The sequence below is a fragment of the Thalassospira indica genome (genome assembly GCF_003403095.1).
Taxonomy (GTDB): domain Bacteria; phylum Pseudomonadota; class Alphaproteobacteria; order Rhodospirillales; family Thalassospiraceae; genus Thalassospira; species Thalassospira indica.
Map to the genome: position 1 here is coordinate 394,375 of NZ_CP031555.1, position 13,673 is coordinate 408,047.

The 13,673-nt window shown below is 55.5% G+C and carries 13 protein-coding genes; 6 read left to right on the forward strand and 7 right to left on the reverse strand.

Going from position 1 to position 13,673, the window contains the following annotated elements:
• Nucleotides 1–183: 183 nt before the first annotated feature.
• The 4 genes from DY252_RS01900 to DY252_RS01915 form a co-directional block, all read right to left on the reverse strand.
• The gene (locus DY252_RS01900) at nucleotides 184–1,173 is read right to left on the reverse strand and encodes an adenosine kinase (RefSeq protein WP_064787876.1); all 990 of its coding nucleotides are present in this window, start codon (nucleotides 1,171–1,173) and stop codon (nucleotides 184–186) included.
• Between the two features lie 679 nt (nucleotides 1,174–1,852).
• Nucleotides 1,853–2,818, reverse strand: coding sequence for a SirB1 family protein (locus tag DY252_RS01905; protein WP_064787875.1), 966 nt, complete (start codon nucleotides 2,816–2,818; stop codon nucleotides 1,853–1,855).
• A 93-nt stretch (nucleotides 2,819–2,911) separates the two neighbouring features.
• Nucleotides 2,912–3,544: a BON domain-containing protein gene (locus DY252_RS01910; protein WP_231959643.1), complete on the reverse strand. Its 633-nt coding sequence runs from the start codon at nucleotides 3,542–3,544 to the stop codon at nucleotides 2,912–2,914.
• A gap of 146 nt (nucleotides 3,545–3,690) precedes the next feature.
• Nucleotides 3,691–4,554 carry an AraC family transcriptional regulator gene (locus DY252_RS01915; protein ID WP_064787873.1) on the reverse strand — a complete coding sequence of 288 codons (864 nt, stop codon included), beginning with the start codon at nucleotides 4,552–4,554 and terminating at the stop codon, nucleotides 3,691–3,693.
• A 32-nt stretch (nucleotides 4,555–4,586) separates the two neighbouring features.
• On the opposite strand from DY252_RS01915, the gene DY252_RS01920 reads away from it, so the two are divergent.
• Nucleotides 4,587–4,994, forward strand: a complete 408-nt coding sequence (locus DY252_RS01920; protein ID WP_064787872.1) for a DUF2000 family protein — start codon at nucleotides 4,587–4,589, stop codon at nucleotides 4,992–4,994.
• 25 nt (nucleotides 4,995–5,019) lie between these two features.
• On the opposite strand, the gene DY252_RS01925 is transcribed toward DY252_RS01920, so the two are convergent.
• The gene (locus DY252_RS01925) at nucleotides 5,020–5,403 is read right to left on the reverse strand and encodes a YraN family protein (protein ID WP_064787871.1); all 384 of its coding nucleotides are present in this window, start codon (nucleotides 5,401–5,403) and stop codon (nucleotides 5,020–5,022) included.
• A gap of 2 nt (nucleotides 5,404–5,405) precedes the next feature.
• Entirely contained in the window at nucleotides 5,406–6,464 is a 1,059-nt protein-coding gene (rsmI, locus tag DY252_RS01930; RefSeq protein WP_082923363.1) for a 16S rRNA (cytidine(1402)-2'-O)-methyltransferase, read from the reverse strand.
• Between the two features lie 68 nt (nucleotides 6,465–6,532).
• On the opposite strand from rsmI, the gene DY252_RS01935 reads away from it, so the two are divergent.
• Nucleotides 6,533–7,840 (forward strand): penicillin-binding protein activator, encoded by a 1,308-nt coding sequence (locus DY252_RS01935; protein ID WP_064787870.1) that lies wholly within the window; start codon nucleotides 6,533–6,535, stop codon nucleotides 7,838–7,840.
• Between the two features lie 43 nt (nucleotides 7,841–7,883).
• Here DY252_RS01935 and nth read toward each other — a convergent pair whose 3' ends face one another.
• Nucleotides 7,884–8,525 carry an endonuclease III gene (gene nth / locus DY252_RS01940; RefSeq protein ID WP_063086839.1) on the reverse strand — a complete coding sequence of 214 codons (642 nt, stop codon included), beginning with the start codon at nucleotides 8,523–8,525 and terminating at the stop codon, nucleotides 7,884–7,886.
• Between the two features lie 191 nt (nucleotides 8,526–8,716).
• Here nth and DY252_RS01945 point away from each other — a divergent pair, with 191 nt between their 5' ends.
• From DY252_RS01945 to dapB, 4 genes are all read left to right on the forward strand, one after another.
• Nucleotides 8,717–9,217, forward strand: a complete 501-nt coding sequence (locus DY252_RS01945) for a DUF2244 domain-containing protein (RefSeq protein ID WP_064788283.1) — start codon at nucleotides 8,717–8,719, stop codon at nucleotides 9,215–9,217.
• Between the two features lie 336 nt (nucleotides 9,218–9,553).
• Nucleotides 9,554–11,470 carry a molecular chaperone DnaK gene (dnaK, locus tag DY252_RS01950; RefSeq protein ID WP_008888681.1) on the forward strand — a complete coding sequence of 639 codons (1,917 nt, stop codon included), beginning with the start codon at nucleotides 9,554–9,556 and terminating at the stop codon, nucleotides 11,468–11,470.
• 104 nt (nucleotides 11,471–11,574) lie between these two features.
• On the forward strand, nucleotides 11,575–12,720 hold the full coding sequence (gene dnaJ, locus DY252_RS01955) for a molecular chaperone DnaJ (RefSeq protein ID WP_064787869.1): 1,146 nt from the start codon (nucleotides 11,575–11,577) through the stop codon (nucleotides 12,718–12,720).
• 129 nt (nucleotides 12,721–12,849) lie between these two features.
• Nucleotides 12,850–13,650, forward strand: a complete 801-nt coding sequence (gene dapB, locus DY252_RS01960; protein WP_064787868.1) for a 4-hydroxy-tetrahydrodipicolinate reductase — start codon at nucleotides 12,850–12,852, stop codon at nucleotides 13,648–13,650.
• Nucleotides 13,651–13,673: the final 23 nt, after the last annotated feature.

Below are 13,673 nucleotides of genomic sequence, written 5' to 3' on the forward strand. Positions count from 1 at the left end.
ATGTCGGGTTGATTATTCTGCAATGCGGGCTGTTTGCGCCAAACTCTGGACAAAGTCAATGATTGTGTTGCGCTGCAGCGCCATGCAAACCCGGCCTTCGCGACAGAAAAAACGGGACGGCAATGAAATGTTGCCGTCCCGTGAAATCTTTCAAACATCCGCACTCTTTATATAAAAGAGCGATCAGAGTGCCTTTGCGATCAGTTCCTTGAGATCCGCATCCGGGCGCGCACCCATATGCGAAATTACTTCAGATGCACAGATCGCACCCAGCTGACCACAAATCTCAAGAGTGTGACCCTGGGTGTAGCCATACAGGAAGCCCGACGCGAACAGGTCGCCAGCACCCGTGGTGTCGACCACTTTGGCGACTGGTTCCGCACTGATTTCATAAAGCTCGTCCTGGCTGACGATGATCGCACCCTTCTCGCTGCGGGTCAGGGCAGCAACGCGGCAATGTTTGCGAACTTCTGCCAACGCTTCTTCAAAGGTCTCGACCTCGTAAAGCGACTTGATCTCTTCCTCGTTGGCAAACAGGACGTCGATATGGTCGTCGACCAGTTCGCGGAAAGATTCGCGGTGGCGATCAACGCAGAAGGAATCAGACAGGCTGATCGAAACCTGACGGCCGGCATCATGGGCAACTTTGGCGGCTTTGATGAAGGCTTCCTTGGCTTCGGGGCGATCCCACAGATAGCCTTCCATGTAGGTGACTTTGGCTGATTTGATCAGATCTTCGTCAATATCATCCGGGCCAAGCTCTGTGCAGGCACCAAGGAAGGTATTCATGGTGCGGTGACCATCCGGGGTGACAAAGATCAGGCAACGCGCCGTCGGGGAACCCTCGGTCGCGGCCGCAGAATCAAACGCAACACCAATTGCCCGGATGTCATGGCGGAAAACCTGGCCCAGCTGATCATCACGCACCTTGCCGATATAGGCACCCTTGCCACCAAGGGCTGCGATGCCAGCCATGGTATTGCCGGCCGATCCGCCCGACATCTCAAGGCCCGGGCCCATCTGGTCATAAAGTGCATCGGCCCGGTCGGCATCAATCAGGGTCATGGCGTTTTTGACAAGCTCAAGACGCGCAAGGTCTTCTTCCTTGCAGTGGGCAAGGACGTCGACAATGGCGTTGCCGATCCCGACGACGTCGAATTTGGTGTCGTTCATATAGTAAATTCCTGCGGTTATGTGGGCTCAGACCCTGATTTACGCAGCACAGTGAAAAACCGGCAAGCCACGCGGTGCTTGCGTTGGCCTCGTTACTTTCAGTGCGCCTGATACTGACTGTTGCGGAGTATAGGGAATGCGATTTTCGGTGCAAGCTTTGCAACTGTTTCGTGCCCGGTCGTTTAACTTGTCCTTAACTTCGCCAAAAAAACTGCAAAAGATGTTTTTTCAGGTGTTGATCGGTGAAATTCGATCTGGATCCGGTTCGAATTTACGGGGCACGACTGCAAAAATCGATTTTGAATGCGCACTGCCAAGAACGGCCAGGCTCAAAGCCCCGGAAATCAACAGTTCGGGCTTTGTTTAGACTTTTCGCAGGTAATGGTGCGCAAATGATGCAAAAACGCCGCAAAAATACCGAAACAAGAAGATTTATATGATTTTGAAGCGCCATTTCGCCCAGTTTTGCGACGGAGAGGTTTCAAGACAAACCAGTTTGTCTCTGGATAGAAATAAATAATAAATGCTATACCGTGATTTATAAATATCTTTATTTAATCCTAAATATGAAAAACGGCTATTTCGCAGCCAAGCGAGCTGGCGACACCTTGGTCAGGCACATCTGCCAAACGCGACATTTCCGGCACGCAGCATAGGCATTTTGGGCGCTATTTAAGGGTTATTTATCGGGGAAAAGCGGGATCGGCGCATTGTCGTCTGCCGATCCAGTATCGTCCTTGTCGGTGTAATCCGGCACGACCTTGTTCTTTTCCGTATGTACGGTTCCGGGGCCCGCTTCATGACGGACCCTTTCATACAATTCTTCGATCACTGCTTCAATCCGGGCGCGATGAAGCGGGTCTTCGCAGCGTTTGACGAACTGTTCAAACGCACCAAGCGCCATATGGTCCTGATCAAGGCGGGCATAGAGCGCGCCAAGCTGATGCCAAAGCCCTTCATGGTCCGGCGCGATCAGCAAACTGTGTTCGACAACACGGGTTGCGAGCTCCAGCTCACCGGCGCGAAGCGCCCGTACCTTTATGTTATTTTGAAGTCGTAACAAAATATCGATATCGGTTGACGGCCGGTAATGATGAGGTGCCAGCTCGGCATCAAGGCCACTGAATGACTTCAGCAATTCACGTAATTCTGCCGGGCCGAGACTGATCGCGCCATGGAACGGGTCGATCATCTTGCGTTTGCCATTGGCCTGCACGCGCAGCAGGAAATGACCGGGAAAATCAATACCGGTGACGGCAATACCGCACCGCATGGCCGCGTGGATATACAACATGCCAAGGGCAACCGGCAGGCCGCGCTTGCGCTCAATCACCTGCATCAGGTCGGCATTGGCAATGTCATCATAGTTTTCCGCATCCCCCTGAAAGCCATTGCGTTCGGCAATCACGGTCTGCAGGGCGCGCACAACCTGATTAATGGTCGGTTCGGCTTCCTTGTCATCGACGGGCAGGGCCTGCTGATCCGTGCCATCGGTGGCAAGATCGGGCTGCAAGGTTAGACCGGCCAATTCGGCACGGACCTGATCGGCGAGATCATCCAAAATCCTAATGAACGGTGCGACATCGCGTTTATGGGTGCCGTGCGATTGGTTCAGGCGGGCAAAATGCAGGGCGGCCTCCGCCACGCTGGCGTCAGGTTTGCGGCCCTTGCCATAATCGACAAGCCATTGGCGATCCGGATCGGTCGGTGCTGTTATGTGGCTTACGGTACTGATGGCTCAGGTTCCTTGTCGGATGGCGTCGTCTTTCAGACGGATATGACTGACAACCCGTTTGACATAGCTGGTGTCCCGGGCATGTGAAATCACGCGACTGCGTTCATGGTCGTCCTGGGCAATTCCCATCAGATGGACGGTGCCATTGACGGTCTCGACGCTGTAATTGATGGCGAAAACATCGCCGTCAAACATCAATGCAGTCTTGATCTTGGTGGTGATCAAAAGATCGCTCGCATTATCAACCAGCGTCAGGCCGTCACCGATCTCAATCTCGTTATGAACACTTTTGACCCCGTCAACCTGCCAGCTTAACCGCACAGCTTCAAGTTGATCAGCCACGGTGGGCACTTGTCCGGCCAAAAGAACTTCGCCTTCAACCACTTCAATCTCGATATCAAGGAACAGTTTTTCGTCCTGTGCCAGAAACTTCTGCCAGATCTGGGCGGTAATCGCCGTATCACTGACAGCACCGTTAAAACCGCGTTCCTGAAAGGCGGCAACACCGGCGGTTGCGCCAGCTCCGAGCACAACGGATGTAGGCGTGCATCCCGAAAGCGGCAAAATGCACATACCCGTCAGCAGAAGTGCCCTGGCAAAGCCAAGTGGCCGATTGACCATTCTTTTTGGTGACATGTATGGATGTCTCGTCCAGTTCCCCCGGTCTCTGAATCCCATAATGGCGCGCGGGGGTTAAAGAGACTTAAAACACTGGTCGGTTTATCAGTAAAAATGCATTTTTCTGCGAATTCGTGCCTGAAATCGACGTCGCAGGGCGACGATTACAGGTTGTTGCGGGCAAACAATTCCGCCCAACGCCCGGGTGACACACCATAGGTCTGACGGAAATGGCGGTTGAAATGGCTTTGATCGGCAAACCCGGTCTCGGCGGCAATTCCGGCCAGGGGTTGCCCAACCATCATCAATGCCCGCGCCTTTTGCAGGCGACGCATCATCAGATATCGATAGGGTGTGGTTCCGAACCGTGCACGGAAATGCCGGATCAGGCGAAAACGGTCCATACCGGCAACCTGCTCAAGTTCGTCAGATTGCACCGGGCGGTCAAAGTTATCTTCCAGAAAGGCGCGCACCTGATCCATGCTTTGGCTGGCCGTAAAGCGCGGGCGTTTGAGCGGTGCCTTGGCATGCAATGACAGGCGCCGGGCGATGTCACTGACGAACTGATCGCGCAAAAGCGGATCCATGTCGCTTTCAAGTTCGCCCAAGGCAGATGCCATGATCGACCATAAGACCGGGTCCTGAATAACCGGTTCACCGACAAAGGGCAGGGGATCGGCTTCGTGATCAAGGCCGGATCGCAACAATGCCGGTTCAAGATACAGCATGCGATATTGCAAACCATCCTCGGTTCCGGCCCCGCCGTCATGCAGTTCGTCGGGATGGAGAATGATGATATTGCCGGGATTGCTGGCGCGAAATTCCCCGCGATAATTAAAGGTCTGCACACCTTGCAGGGTGATGCCCAGCGCATAGGTATCGTGGCGATGCGGGGTGAACATATTGCCATAGAACAGGGCTTCGATCCGCTCGATCCCGGGTCCAGTCGGGGCGGCAACGAAGCGTTCGCGCTTTTTGCACAAACGTTCAATACCGCGATCATCTGCCTGTTCTATTGCTTCTTTCATTACCGGATCATCCGACCGATTGGAGGAAGTGAATGTTTGATACCAAAGTCGCCCTGATTTTGCGCAACGACCTTGAAACTTGGCAATCCCTGAATGTGACGGCCTTCCTGATGAGCGGCATTGTTGCCCAGACCCCCGACATCATCGGTGAAGCTTACATAGACGCGAACCAGAATATCTATAACCCGCTATCGCGACAGCCTGCCATCGTGTTGGCCGCCGATGGTGATACCATCGCGAAAATTCACAAACGTGCCCTGAGCCGCGGTGTCAGGGTATCGGCTTATATCGAAGAAATGTTTGCCACCGGCCATGATGCCGCCAATCGGGATGTTTTTGCCAACGCCGATCCGGAAACGGCAAAATTCGTAGGCCTTGGCATTCATGCCGATAAACGCAGCGTCGACAAGATCACCAAGGGTGCCAAGATGCATCCCTAAGGACAATAAAACAGCGGAATGCCTGTCAGGAAACCTGCCAGGCATTCCTGAGATGCTCGATCCTGCCCCAATTTCGAACAATCATCAGATCAAGGCGCAGATCACCCGTATGGCCGATCTTGCCCGCGTAGGCTTCAAGGGCACGGGCGATGCGGCTTTGTTGCCTTGGGGTAATGGCATGCAGGGCGGTTGCGCGGTCGGTGCGGTTTTTGACCTCGACCGCGACCATGATATTTCCGCGTCTGGCAATGATGTCGATTTCACCGACCGGGCTTTTGTGGCGGATGGCCAGAATGCGATAGCCCTTCAGGCGTAACCAGAATTCACAAAGTTTTTCCGCCCGGCGTCCGGCCTTTTCCGCCCGCTTGCGGCTTGATGTGTCATCCGGCAAGGGGTGGGATCTGGCCATGGTCAATCCGGGTCCGACTTGGCCAGTTCAAGGGCACGGTTATAAAGGTCGCGCTTCTTAAGACCGGTTTCACGGGCCAGGATATCGGCGGCATCCTTGGTGCGGTGGGTTTTGATCAGCTCGCTCAAGCGCGCGTCGATGTCTTCGGCACTTGGTTCGTTTTCGCTGGCATCGGCCGGACCGACAATCACCACGATCTCGCCTTTCGGCGCACCGGCCTCATTATAATGCGCCGCCAGATCGGCAAGTGTACCATTGCGGACTTCTTCGAACATTTTGGTCAATTCGCGGGTCACGGCGACTTCGCGTGTGCCGCCCAGCATTTCGGCCATATCGGTCAGGCTTGCGGCCAGTCGCTTGGGACTTTCCAGAAAGATCAGGCTGCCCGGGATCGGGGCAAAGCGCGCCAGTTCCTTTTTGCGCGCCATCGATTTGGGCGGCAGGAAGCCGGCATAAAAGAAATGATCGCTCGGCAGGCCAGACAGGATCAGGGCAACAATCGGTGACGCCGCACCCGGGGCGGCGGTGACAGTGAACCCTTCTGCCTTGCAGTCGCGTACAAGTTTGTAGCCGGGATCATTGATCAAAGGTGTTCCGGCATCGGAAATAAGGGCAAGGCCCTGCCCCTTGCCCAGACGGTCCATGATTTCGGGGCGCATTTTGGCTGCGTTATGTTCGTGATAGGCGATTCGCTTGGTTTTCACGCCATATCGCGAAAGCAATTTCCCCGACGTTCTGGTGTCTTCACACAGGATGACATCGGCACGTTTGAGGATTTCAAGTGCCCTGAACGTAATATCGCCCAAATTTCCGATTGGAGTAGCGACAAGATAAAGACCAGCTGAAAGCGGCAAATGGCTTTCATCATGTTTACTTGCACCCTCGCCCGCATTACCCTGCGGACGAAACGACTTATCTGGAGGTGAGAGTGGGTTGTCCGAAACGTCATCCGTCACAGAATCGGATGCAGAAAGAGGCGCTGCCGTGTCAGGCGTTGTCAGATCGGGATCGGTTTTCGGATCTATTTCCGGCTTGGGGCCGGATTGCGCGCCGGACGGCATCTGTGGTTGTCCTCTCTCTCGGGCTGACCGCTTGTAATGCGACCACGAGTATCACGGACCTTTTCGGCATGCAACGTGATGGGGCGCCGGTTGAAAGTGCCAATCAGCCAGGCGGCAATACCGTTGATCCGAACAGTGCCCCCAATCAGGGCCTGATCCCCGATGCCAGCCCATGGCCAAGCGATGCCGCCCTGCCCGAGGGCGAGGGGGCCGAACTGCCGATGCTTTATAACGACGATGCCGCTATCTATGAAAAGCGGGTCGCGTTGTTGTTGCCGCTGTCTGGTCAGCACGGCGAGCTTGGCCGGGCGATGCGCCATGCGGCTGAACTTGCCATGTTTGACATTGCAGGTGATGACTTCATCCTGATGCCGATCGATACTGCTGGCACCTATCAGGGCGGGCAGAATGCCGCGCGCGAGGCTGTCGATGCCGGTGCCAAGATGATCCTTGGTCCGCTATTTGCCGAATCGGTCAGTGGGGCGAGCGAAGTTGCCAAATCGGCGAATGTGCCGGTGGTGGCCTTTTCCAACAATCGTCGGGTGGCGGAAAGCGGGGTTTGGGTCAATGGTCTGATCCCCGAAGACCAGATCGCCCGGGCGGCTGGCTATGCCACGACGCAAGGGCGTTACCGTTTCGCAGCCCTTCTGCCGCAAAACGACTATGGCCGCCAGATCGCAAGCGGATTGAATACCGTTGTCTCGCGCGTCGGCGGGACCCTTGGCCGGGTCGCGTTCTATCAACCCGGTTCGGAAGATTTGCAGCAAACCATTCGGGACTTTGCCAATTATGACGCGCGGCGTGCGAACCTGCGCACACACAAGGCACAGCTTGAAGCCGATGGCAGTGCCGGGTCCAAACGCGCGCTAAGGCGTCTTGAAGGTGTCGATACCTTTGGCGAGCTTGATTTTGATGCCCTGATTCTGCCGGCCACTGGTGGTGAATTGCGTCAGGTTTCCTCGCTTCTGGCCTATTTCGATGTTGATCCATCGGTGGTGCAGTTTATCGGGACGTTTGGCTGGAACGATCCGGGCCTGTTTGCCGAACCGGCGCTTAAGGGCGGGATCTTTGCCGCCCCTAACCCGGAAAACTGGGAGCTGTTTGCGGCCCGCTTTGAGCGCACCTTTGGCAGTCAGCCGCCCCGCATTTCAAGCCTTGCCTATGACAGCACGGCTTTGGCGGCCCTTATGGCGCGTGATGAAAACAATATGAGCCAGCAGACCCTGACCAACCCAAGCGGATTTGTCGGTGTGGACGGTATCTTCCGTCTGACGCCGGATGGTCAGTCCGAACGTGGCTATGCCATCATGCAAGTCCAGCCCGATGGCGCAAAGGTAATTGCACCCGCCCCGGCAAGCTTCGATCAGGTATTCTGATCTGGATCTTGTTAACTGCTGAAACTTTTAAACGCCTGTCGGATCAAGCCCCGGCAGGCGTTTTGTCTTTGTAATTGCACAGATCATTGACGATGCAGTCGCCACAGCGCGGCTTGCGCGCCTTGCAGATATAACGCCCATGTAGGATCAGCCAGTGATGGGCATGGGTCATGAAACGGGCCGGGACCTTTTTCAGCAGCGCCTTTTCAACCGCCAGAACCGTCTTGCCATTTGCCATGCCGGTGCGATTGCCGAGCCGGAAAATATGGGTATCGACCGCCATGGTATGTTCACCCCAGGCGATGTTGCGTACCACATTGGCGGTCTTGCGGCCGACCCCGGGCAGTTCTTCAAGCGCTTCCTGATCGTTGGGGACAATGCCGCCATGCTTTTCGACAAGGATTTTGGCCGCTGCCATCACGTTCTTGGCCTTGCCACGATAAAGCCCGATGGTCTTGATGTGCTCGATCAATGCTTCTTCGCCAAGATCAAGCATGTCTTGCGGGGTTGAGACGATCTGAAACAGTTTTTTGGTCGCCTTGTTCACCCCGACATCTGTCGCCTGTGCCGACAGGGCAACCGCGACCAGAAGGGTATAGGGGTTGGTGTAATCCAGTTCCCCTTTCGGTTCCGGATCTGCATCGGACAGACGCTGGAAAAACTCTTCGATGGCGGCTTTGTTCATCGGGCGGGCCATGGGCTGCGATCTCTTTTTATGTATCGATGTTTGGGGCGAGGGGTGGCGTTGATGCACATCCCCTGATCCGATTTACGCGTTGCAAACTATATAAACTGTGAGGGGTGAAAAATCGAATTTTGATTGCAGCTGTCCTGTGCCCCGGCGCACAATCGGATATCAAGCAACAGGTAATTCAAATGCCAAACGTGCCGCGTTCCGCAAAACCGATCTTTCGGGTGGATCTGTTTCCGCCGCGATCGCTGTCGCGCCGCGCTGCCCGCAATATTGTGCTGTTTCTGGCTGCGCTCACCACGACCATCGGGTTTATCTTCTGGTCGGTCGGTGCGTGGCCGGTGATCGGGTTTTTGGGGCTTGATGTTATCTTGCTGTCCCTGGCGTTCTATTTCAGTTTTCGTTCCGCCCGTCAGGAAGAACGGATAGAACTTGCGCACGGCAACCTTCGGGTGACACGGATTTCGGTACGTGGCGAACGGGAGGAATTTGATTTTCAGCCTTATTGGCTGCGCGTGGTGTTGGAACGTGGTGAGGATGAACAAGCCGCGCTGTTTTTGCGCACGCACGGCAAAAGTCTGGAAATTGCGCGTTTTCTGGGCGCAGATGAAAAGGAAAATCTGGCAAACAAGCTTGAGGCCGTCTTGCGCCAAACCCGCTGTAATCCTGCCGATATTCCGATCTGACGCCCGTGATCTGAGTGTTTTGCAACCCGGTTATGACGCAATTGGAAAGCAGGGTTTTGTGCCTCAAAAACCGGCTTTTCTTGCCCATTGCGCCGGTTTATCGGGCCTGAAATGCGGTTGATCGGATCAAAAATGCGGTTTGAAGGCAAAAAACAGCCAAGATTCCCCACTTTGACCGCTTGCGACTTTGTGGCGACTTTCATATATAGGTTCGCGGGGTAACGAAGAACCCCCAGAAAAATTACGTGTATTACAACCATTGGTCCCAGGAGGTCCTGCGCGGCGCTTCATTTCGGAGGCTGCGGGACGGACCGGCCGCTAAAAGAGGAACTTACTATGGGTAAGATTATTGGTATCGACCTTGGCACCACCAACTCCTGCGTAGCAGTCATGGACGGCAAAGAAGGCCGTGTGATTGAAAACAGCGAAGGTGCTCGTACCACTCCGTCAATGGTCGCTTTCACCGATGATGGTGAACGCCTTGTCGGTCAGCCGGCGAAACGCCAGGCAGTCACCAACCCGGAAAACACCCTGTTTGCCATTAAACGTCTGATCGGTCGTCGTTACGGCGATCCGGAAGTCGAAAAGGACAAGGATCTCGTTCCGTACAAAATCGTATCGGGCGAAAACGGCGATGCATGGGTTGAAGTCAATGGCGAGAAAATGGCGCCGAGCCAGATCGCAGCCATGGTGCTTCAGAAAATGAAGGAAACCGCAGAAGCCCATCTGGGTGAGCCGGTAACCGAAGCCGTGATTACCGTTCCGGCATACTTCAACGACTCCCAGCGCCAGGCAACCAAAGACGCCGGCAAGATTGCGGGTCTTGAAGTCAAACGTATCATCAACGAGCCGACCGCAGCAGCACTTGCTTATGGTCTGGACAAGAAAGACGGTGGCACCGTGGTCGTTTATGACCTTGGTGGTGGTACCTTTGACGTGTCGGTTCTGGAAATCGGCGATGGCGTTTTCGAAGTTAAATCGACCAACGGTGATACCTTCCTTGGTGGTGAAGACTTCGACAAACAGATCATCGACTACCTTGCTGACGAGTTCAAAAAAGAACAGCAGATCGACCTGCGCAAGGACCGTCTGGCCCTGCAGCGTTTGAAAGAAGCTGCTGAGAAAGCCAAAATCGAGCTTTCCTCGTCGATGCAGACCGATGTCAACCTGCCATTCATCACCGCAGACGCATCCGGCCCGAAACACCTCAACATCAAGCTGTCGCGTGCGAAGCTTGAAGGTCTGGTTGGCGATCTGATCGAACGCACCATGACCCCGTGTAAAGCGGCCCTGAAAGACGCCGGTATCACCGCAGGTGAAATCGACGACGTCATTCTGGTCGGCGGCATGACCCGTATGCCGAAGGTTCAGGAACGCGTTAAAGAGTTCTTTGGCCGTGACCCGCACAAAGGTGTGAACCCGGATGAGGTTGTTGCCCTTGGTGCGGCGATTCAGGGTGGTGTTCTGCAGGGTGACGTCAAAGACGTTCTTCTGCTTGACGTGACCCCGCTGTCGCTTGGTATCGAGACGCTTGGTGGTGTCTTCACCCGCTTGATCGACCGTAACACCACGATCCCGACCCGCAAGTCGCAGACCTTCTCGACCGCTGAAGACAATCAGACGGCCGTGACCATCCGCGTCTTCCAGGGTGAACGTGAAATGGCGGCTGACAACAAGATGCTTGGCCAGTTCGATCTGGTTGGTATTCCGCCGGCACCGCGCGGTGTTCCGCAGATTGAAGTGACCTTTGACATCGACGCCAACGGTATCGTCAACGTGTCTGCCAAAGACAAGGCGACCAACAAGGAACAGCAGATCCGTATTCAGGCATCTGGTGGTCTTTCCGATGACGAGATCGAAAACATGGTCAAGGATGCGGAAAGCAACGCCGAAGCTGATAAAAAGCGCAAGGCCCTTGTCGAAGCCCGCAACCAGGCAGAAGCCATCATCCATGCCACCGAAAAGAACCTTTCGGAACATGGTGACAAGGTTGACGATGCGACCAAGTCGGAAATCGAAAACGCCCTGTCGGCTTTGAAAGAAGCCAAGGATGGTGAAGATGCCGAAGCCATCACCACCAAGCTGAACGAACTGCAGCAGGCCTCGATGAAACTTGGCGAAGCCATGTATCAGGCCCAGCAGGAAGAAGCTGGCGCAGGTGACGCGGCGGACGCTGATGCCTCTGCACAGGCCGACGACGGTGTTGTTGACGCCGACTTCGAAGAAGTCGATGACAACAAAAAAGACAAGTAAGGCGACCGCAGAGGTCGTCTTGAACGACGCCCTGTAAAGAAAAATCGGGCCGTTCCGGACGCAAGAATTTGCTGGAACGGCCCGACCGTATTTCGGAGTTACAGATGGCGAAAGAAGATTATTACGAGCTGTTGGGTGTCAGTAAGGATGCCAGTGCAGCCGAGCTGAAAAGCGCCTATCGCAAGCAAGCGATGAAATACCACCCGGACAAAAATCCGGGCGATACCGAAGCTGAAGTCAAATTCAAACAGGTCAGCGAAGCTTACGAGGTCCTGAAGGATCAGGACAAGCGCGCGGCCTATGACCGTTTTGGCCATGCTGCCTTTGAACAGGGCGGCCCCGGTGGCGGCGGCTTTGGTGGTGGCTTCGGCGGTGGATTTGGCGGCGGCGGTTTTGCCGACGTCTTTGACGAGATCTTTGGTGCCATGGGCGGCGGACGCCGCGGTGGTGGCGGATCGTCCCGTGGGGCGGATCTGCGCTACAACATGGCGATCACGCTTGAAGAAGCGTTCGAAGGCAAAAAGGCCGAGATTACCATTCCGGGGTCCGTATCGTGCGACAGCTGTGACGGTACCGGTGCCGAAGCCGGTTCGCAGCCGGTCAATTGTCCGACCTGTAATGGTCACGGCAAGGTCCGCGCGCAGCAGGGCTTCTTTACCATTGAACGCACCTGCCCAAGCTGCCATGGCAAAGGCAAGATAATCAAGAACCCGTGCAAATCCTGCCACGGTGTTGGTCGCGTCGAAAAGGAAAAGACCCTTCAGGTCACCATTCCGGCCGGTGTCGAGGACGGCACGCGCATTCGCCTGGCGGGCGAGGGCGAGGCAGGCACCAATGGTGCGCCTCCGGGGGATTTGTATATCTTCCTCGATATCGGGCATCACCGCTTCTTCCAGCGCGAAGGGGCCAACCTGTATTGCCGGATTCCGATCCCGATGGGCAAAGCCGCCCTTGGTGGCACCATCGAGGTGCCGACCATCGAAGGCACCCGCACCCGGATCAACATCCCGGCAGGTACCCAGTCCGGTCAGCAGCTTCGTCTGCGTGGCAAGGGCATGAGCATCCTGCGCTCGCAGGCGCGCGGGGACATGTTTGTCGAAGTCAGCGTCGAAACTCCGGTCAATCTGACAGACCGTCAGAAAGAACTGCTTGAGGAATTCGACGAGATTTCGCGCGAACAGGGGTCGAGCCCGGAAAGCGAAGGGTTCTTTTCCAAGATGAAGGAAATCTGGAAAGACCTGACCGACTGATCGGCTTGCGCTTAAAAGATCAATATCTCAAACCCCCGGCCGCTTTGCCGGGGGTTTTGTTTTGCGCTGTCGGAGCCGTGTGTTAAAGCAATTACGAGTTTGAATTTGCTTGCCCGGAGGAGACCGGAAATGAAGATCGGGATTGTTGGATGTGCTGGCCGTATGGGGCGGATGTTGGTCAATGAAACGGCCAAGACCAAGGGCTGTGAAGTCGGGGGTGGTACCGACCTGCCCGGGAGCCCGTTCATCGGCAAGGACGTCACCCTGATCGCCGGTCTGGAAGAAAGCGGCGTTGTCGTCGGCGATGATCCCAAAGCACTGTTTGAAGCGGTCGATGCGGTGATCGATTTCACCGCCCCGGCAGCGACCATGAAACACGCGAAACTGGCGGCAGAAACCGGCACCATCCTTGTGATCGGCACCACCGGGCTTTCGAACGATCAGAAGGACGAGTTGAAAGTTGCTGGCAAGAAGGCCCCGATCATCTTTGCGCCCAATATGAGTGTCGGTGTGAACCTTGCCTTCGCATTGGTCGAGAAGGTGGCAAGTATCCTTGATAAGGATGTCGCCGACATCGAAATCGTTGAGATGCACCACAAACACAAGGTCGATGCGCCGTCGGGTACCGCGCTTGGCTTGGGTGAAGCCGCAGCCAAGGGGCGTGGGGTTAATCTGGATGATGTTGCGGTCCGTTCCCGCGATGGCCACACAGGTGCGCGTGAAGACGGCACCATCGGCTTTGCAACACTACGCGGCGGTGACGTGGTTGGTGATCACACGGTTATTTTTGCCTGCGAGGGCGAGCGGATCGAGATCACCCATAAGGCATCGTCACGCGAAGTCTTTGCCAAGGGCGCGGTTCGCGCCGCTAAATGGGCCGAAGGCAAGGCGCCGGGGCTTTATTCCATGCGTGAAGTTTTGGGACTTTAAGCGCCCAGAACGTCAAAGCTGAT

Coding starts and splice junctions, on each gene's coding strand:
- DY252_RS01900 (WP_064787876.1), bottom strand. CDS start 1,173: ATGAACGACACCAAATTCGACGTCGTCGGGATCGGCAACGCCATTGTC.
- DY252_RS01910 (WP_231959643.1), bottom strand. CDS start 3,544: ATGTCACCAAAAAGAATGGTCAATCGGCCACTTGGCTTTGCCAGGGCA.
- DY252_RS01915 (WP_064787873.1), bottom strand. CDS start 4,554: ATGAAAGAAGCAATAGAACAGGCAGATGATCGCGGTATTGAACGTTTG.
- DY252_RS01920 (WP_064787872.1), top strand. CDS start 4,587: ATGTTTGATACCAAAGTCGCCCTGATTTTGCGCAACGACCTTGAAACT.
- DY252_RS01925 (WP_064787871.1), bottom strand. CDS start 5,403: ATGGCCAGATCCCACCCCTTGCCGGATGACACATCAAGCCGCAAGCGG.
- rsmI (WP_082923363.1), bottom strand. CDS start 6,464: ATGCCGTCCGGCGCGCAATCCGGCCCCAAGCCGGAAATAGATCCGAAA.
- DY252_RS01935 (WP_064787870.1), top strand. CDS start 6,533: ATGCAACGTGATGGGGCGCCGGTTGAAAGTGCCAATCAGCCAGGCGGC.
- nth (WP_063086839.1), bottom strand. CDS start 8,525: ATGAACAAAGCCGCCATCGAAGAGTTTTTCCAGCGTCTGTCCGATGCA.
- DY252_RS01945 (WP_064788283.1), top strand. CDS start 8,717: ATGCCAAACGTGCCGCGTTCCGCAAAACCGATCTTTCGGGTGGATCTG.
- dnaK (WP_008888681.1), top strand. CDS start 9,554: ATGGGTAAGATTATTGGTATCGACCTTGGCACCACCAACTCCTGCGTA.
- dnaJ (WP_064787869.1), top strand. CDS start 11,575: ATGGCGAAAGAAGATTATTACGAGCTGTTGGGTGTCAGTAAGGATGCC.
- dapB (WP_064787868.1), top strand. CDS start 12,850: ATGAAGATCGGGATTGTTGGATGTGCTGGCCGTATGGGGCGGATGTTG.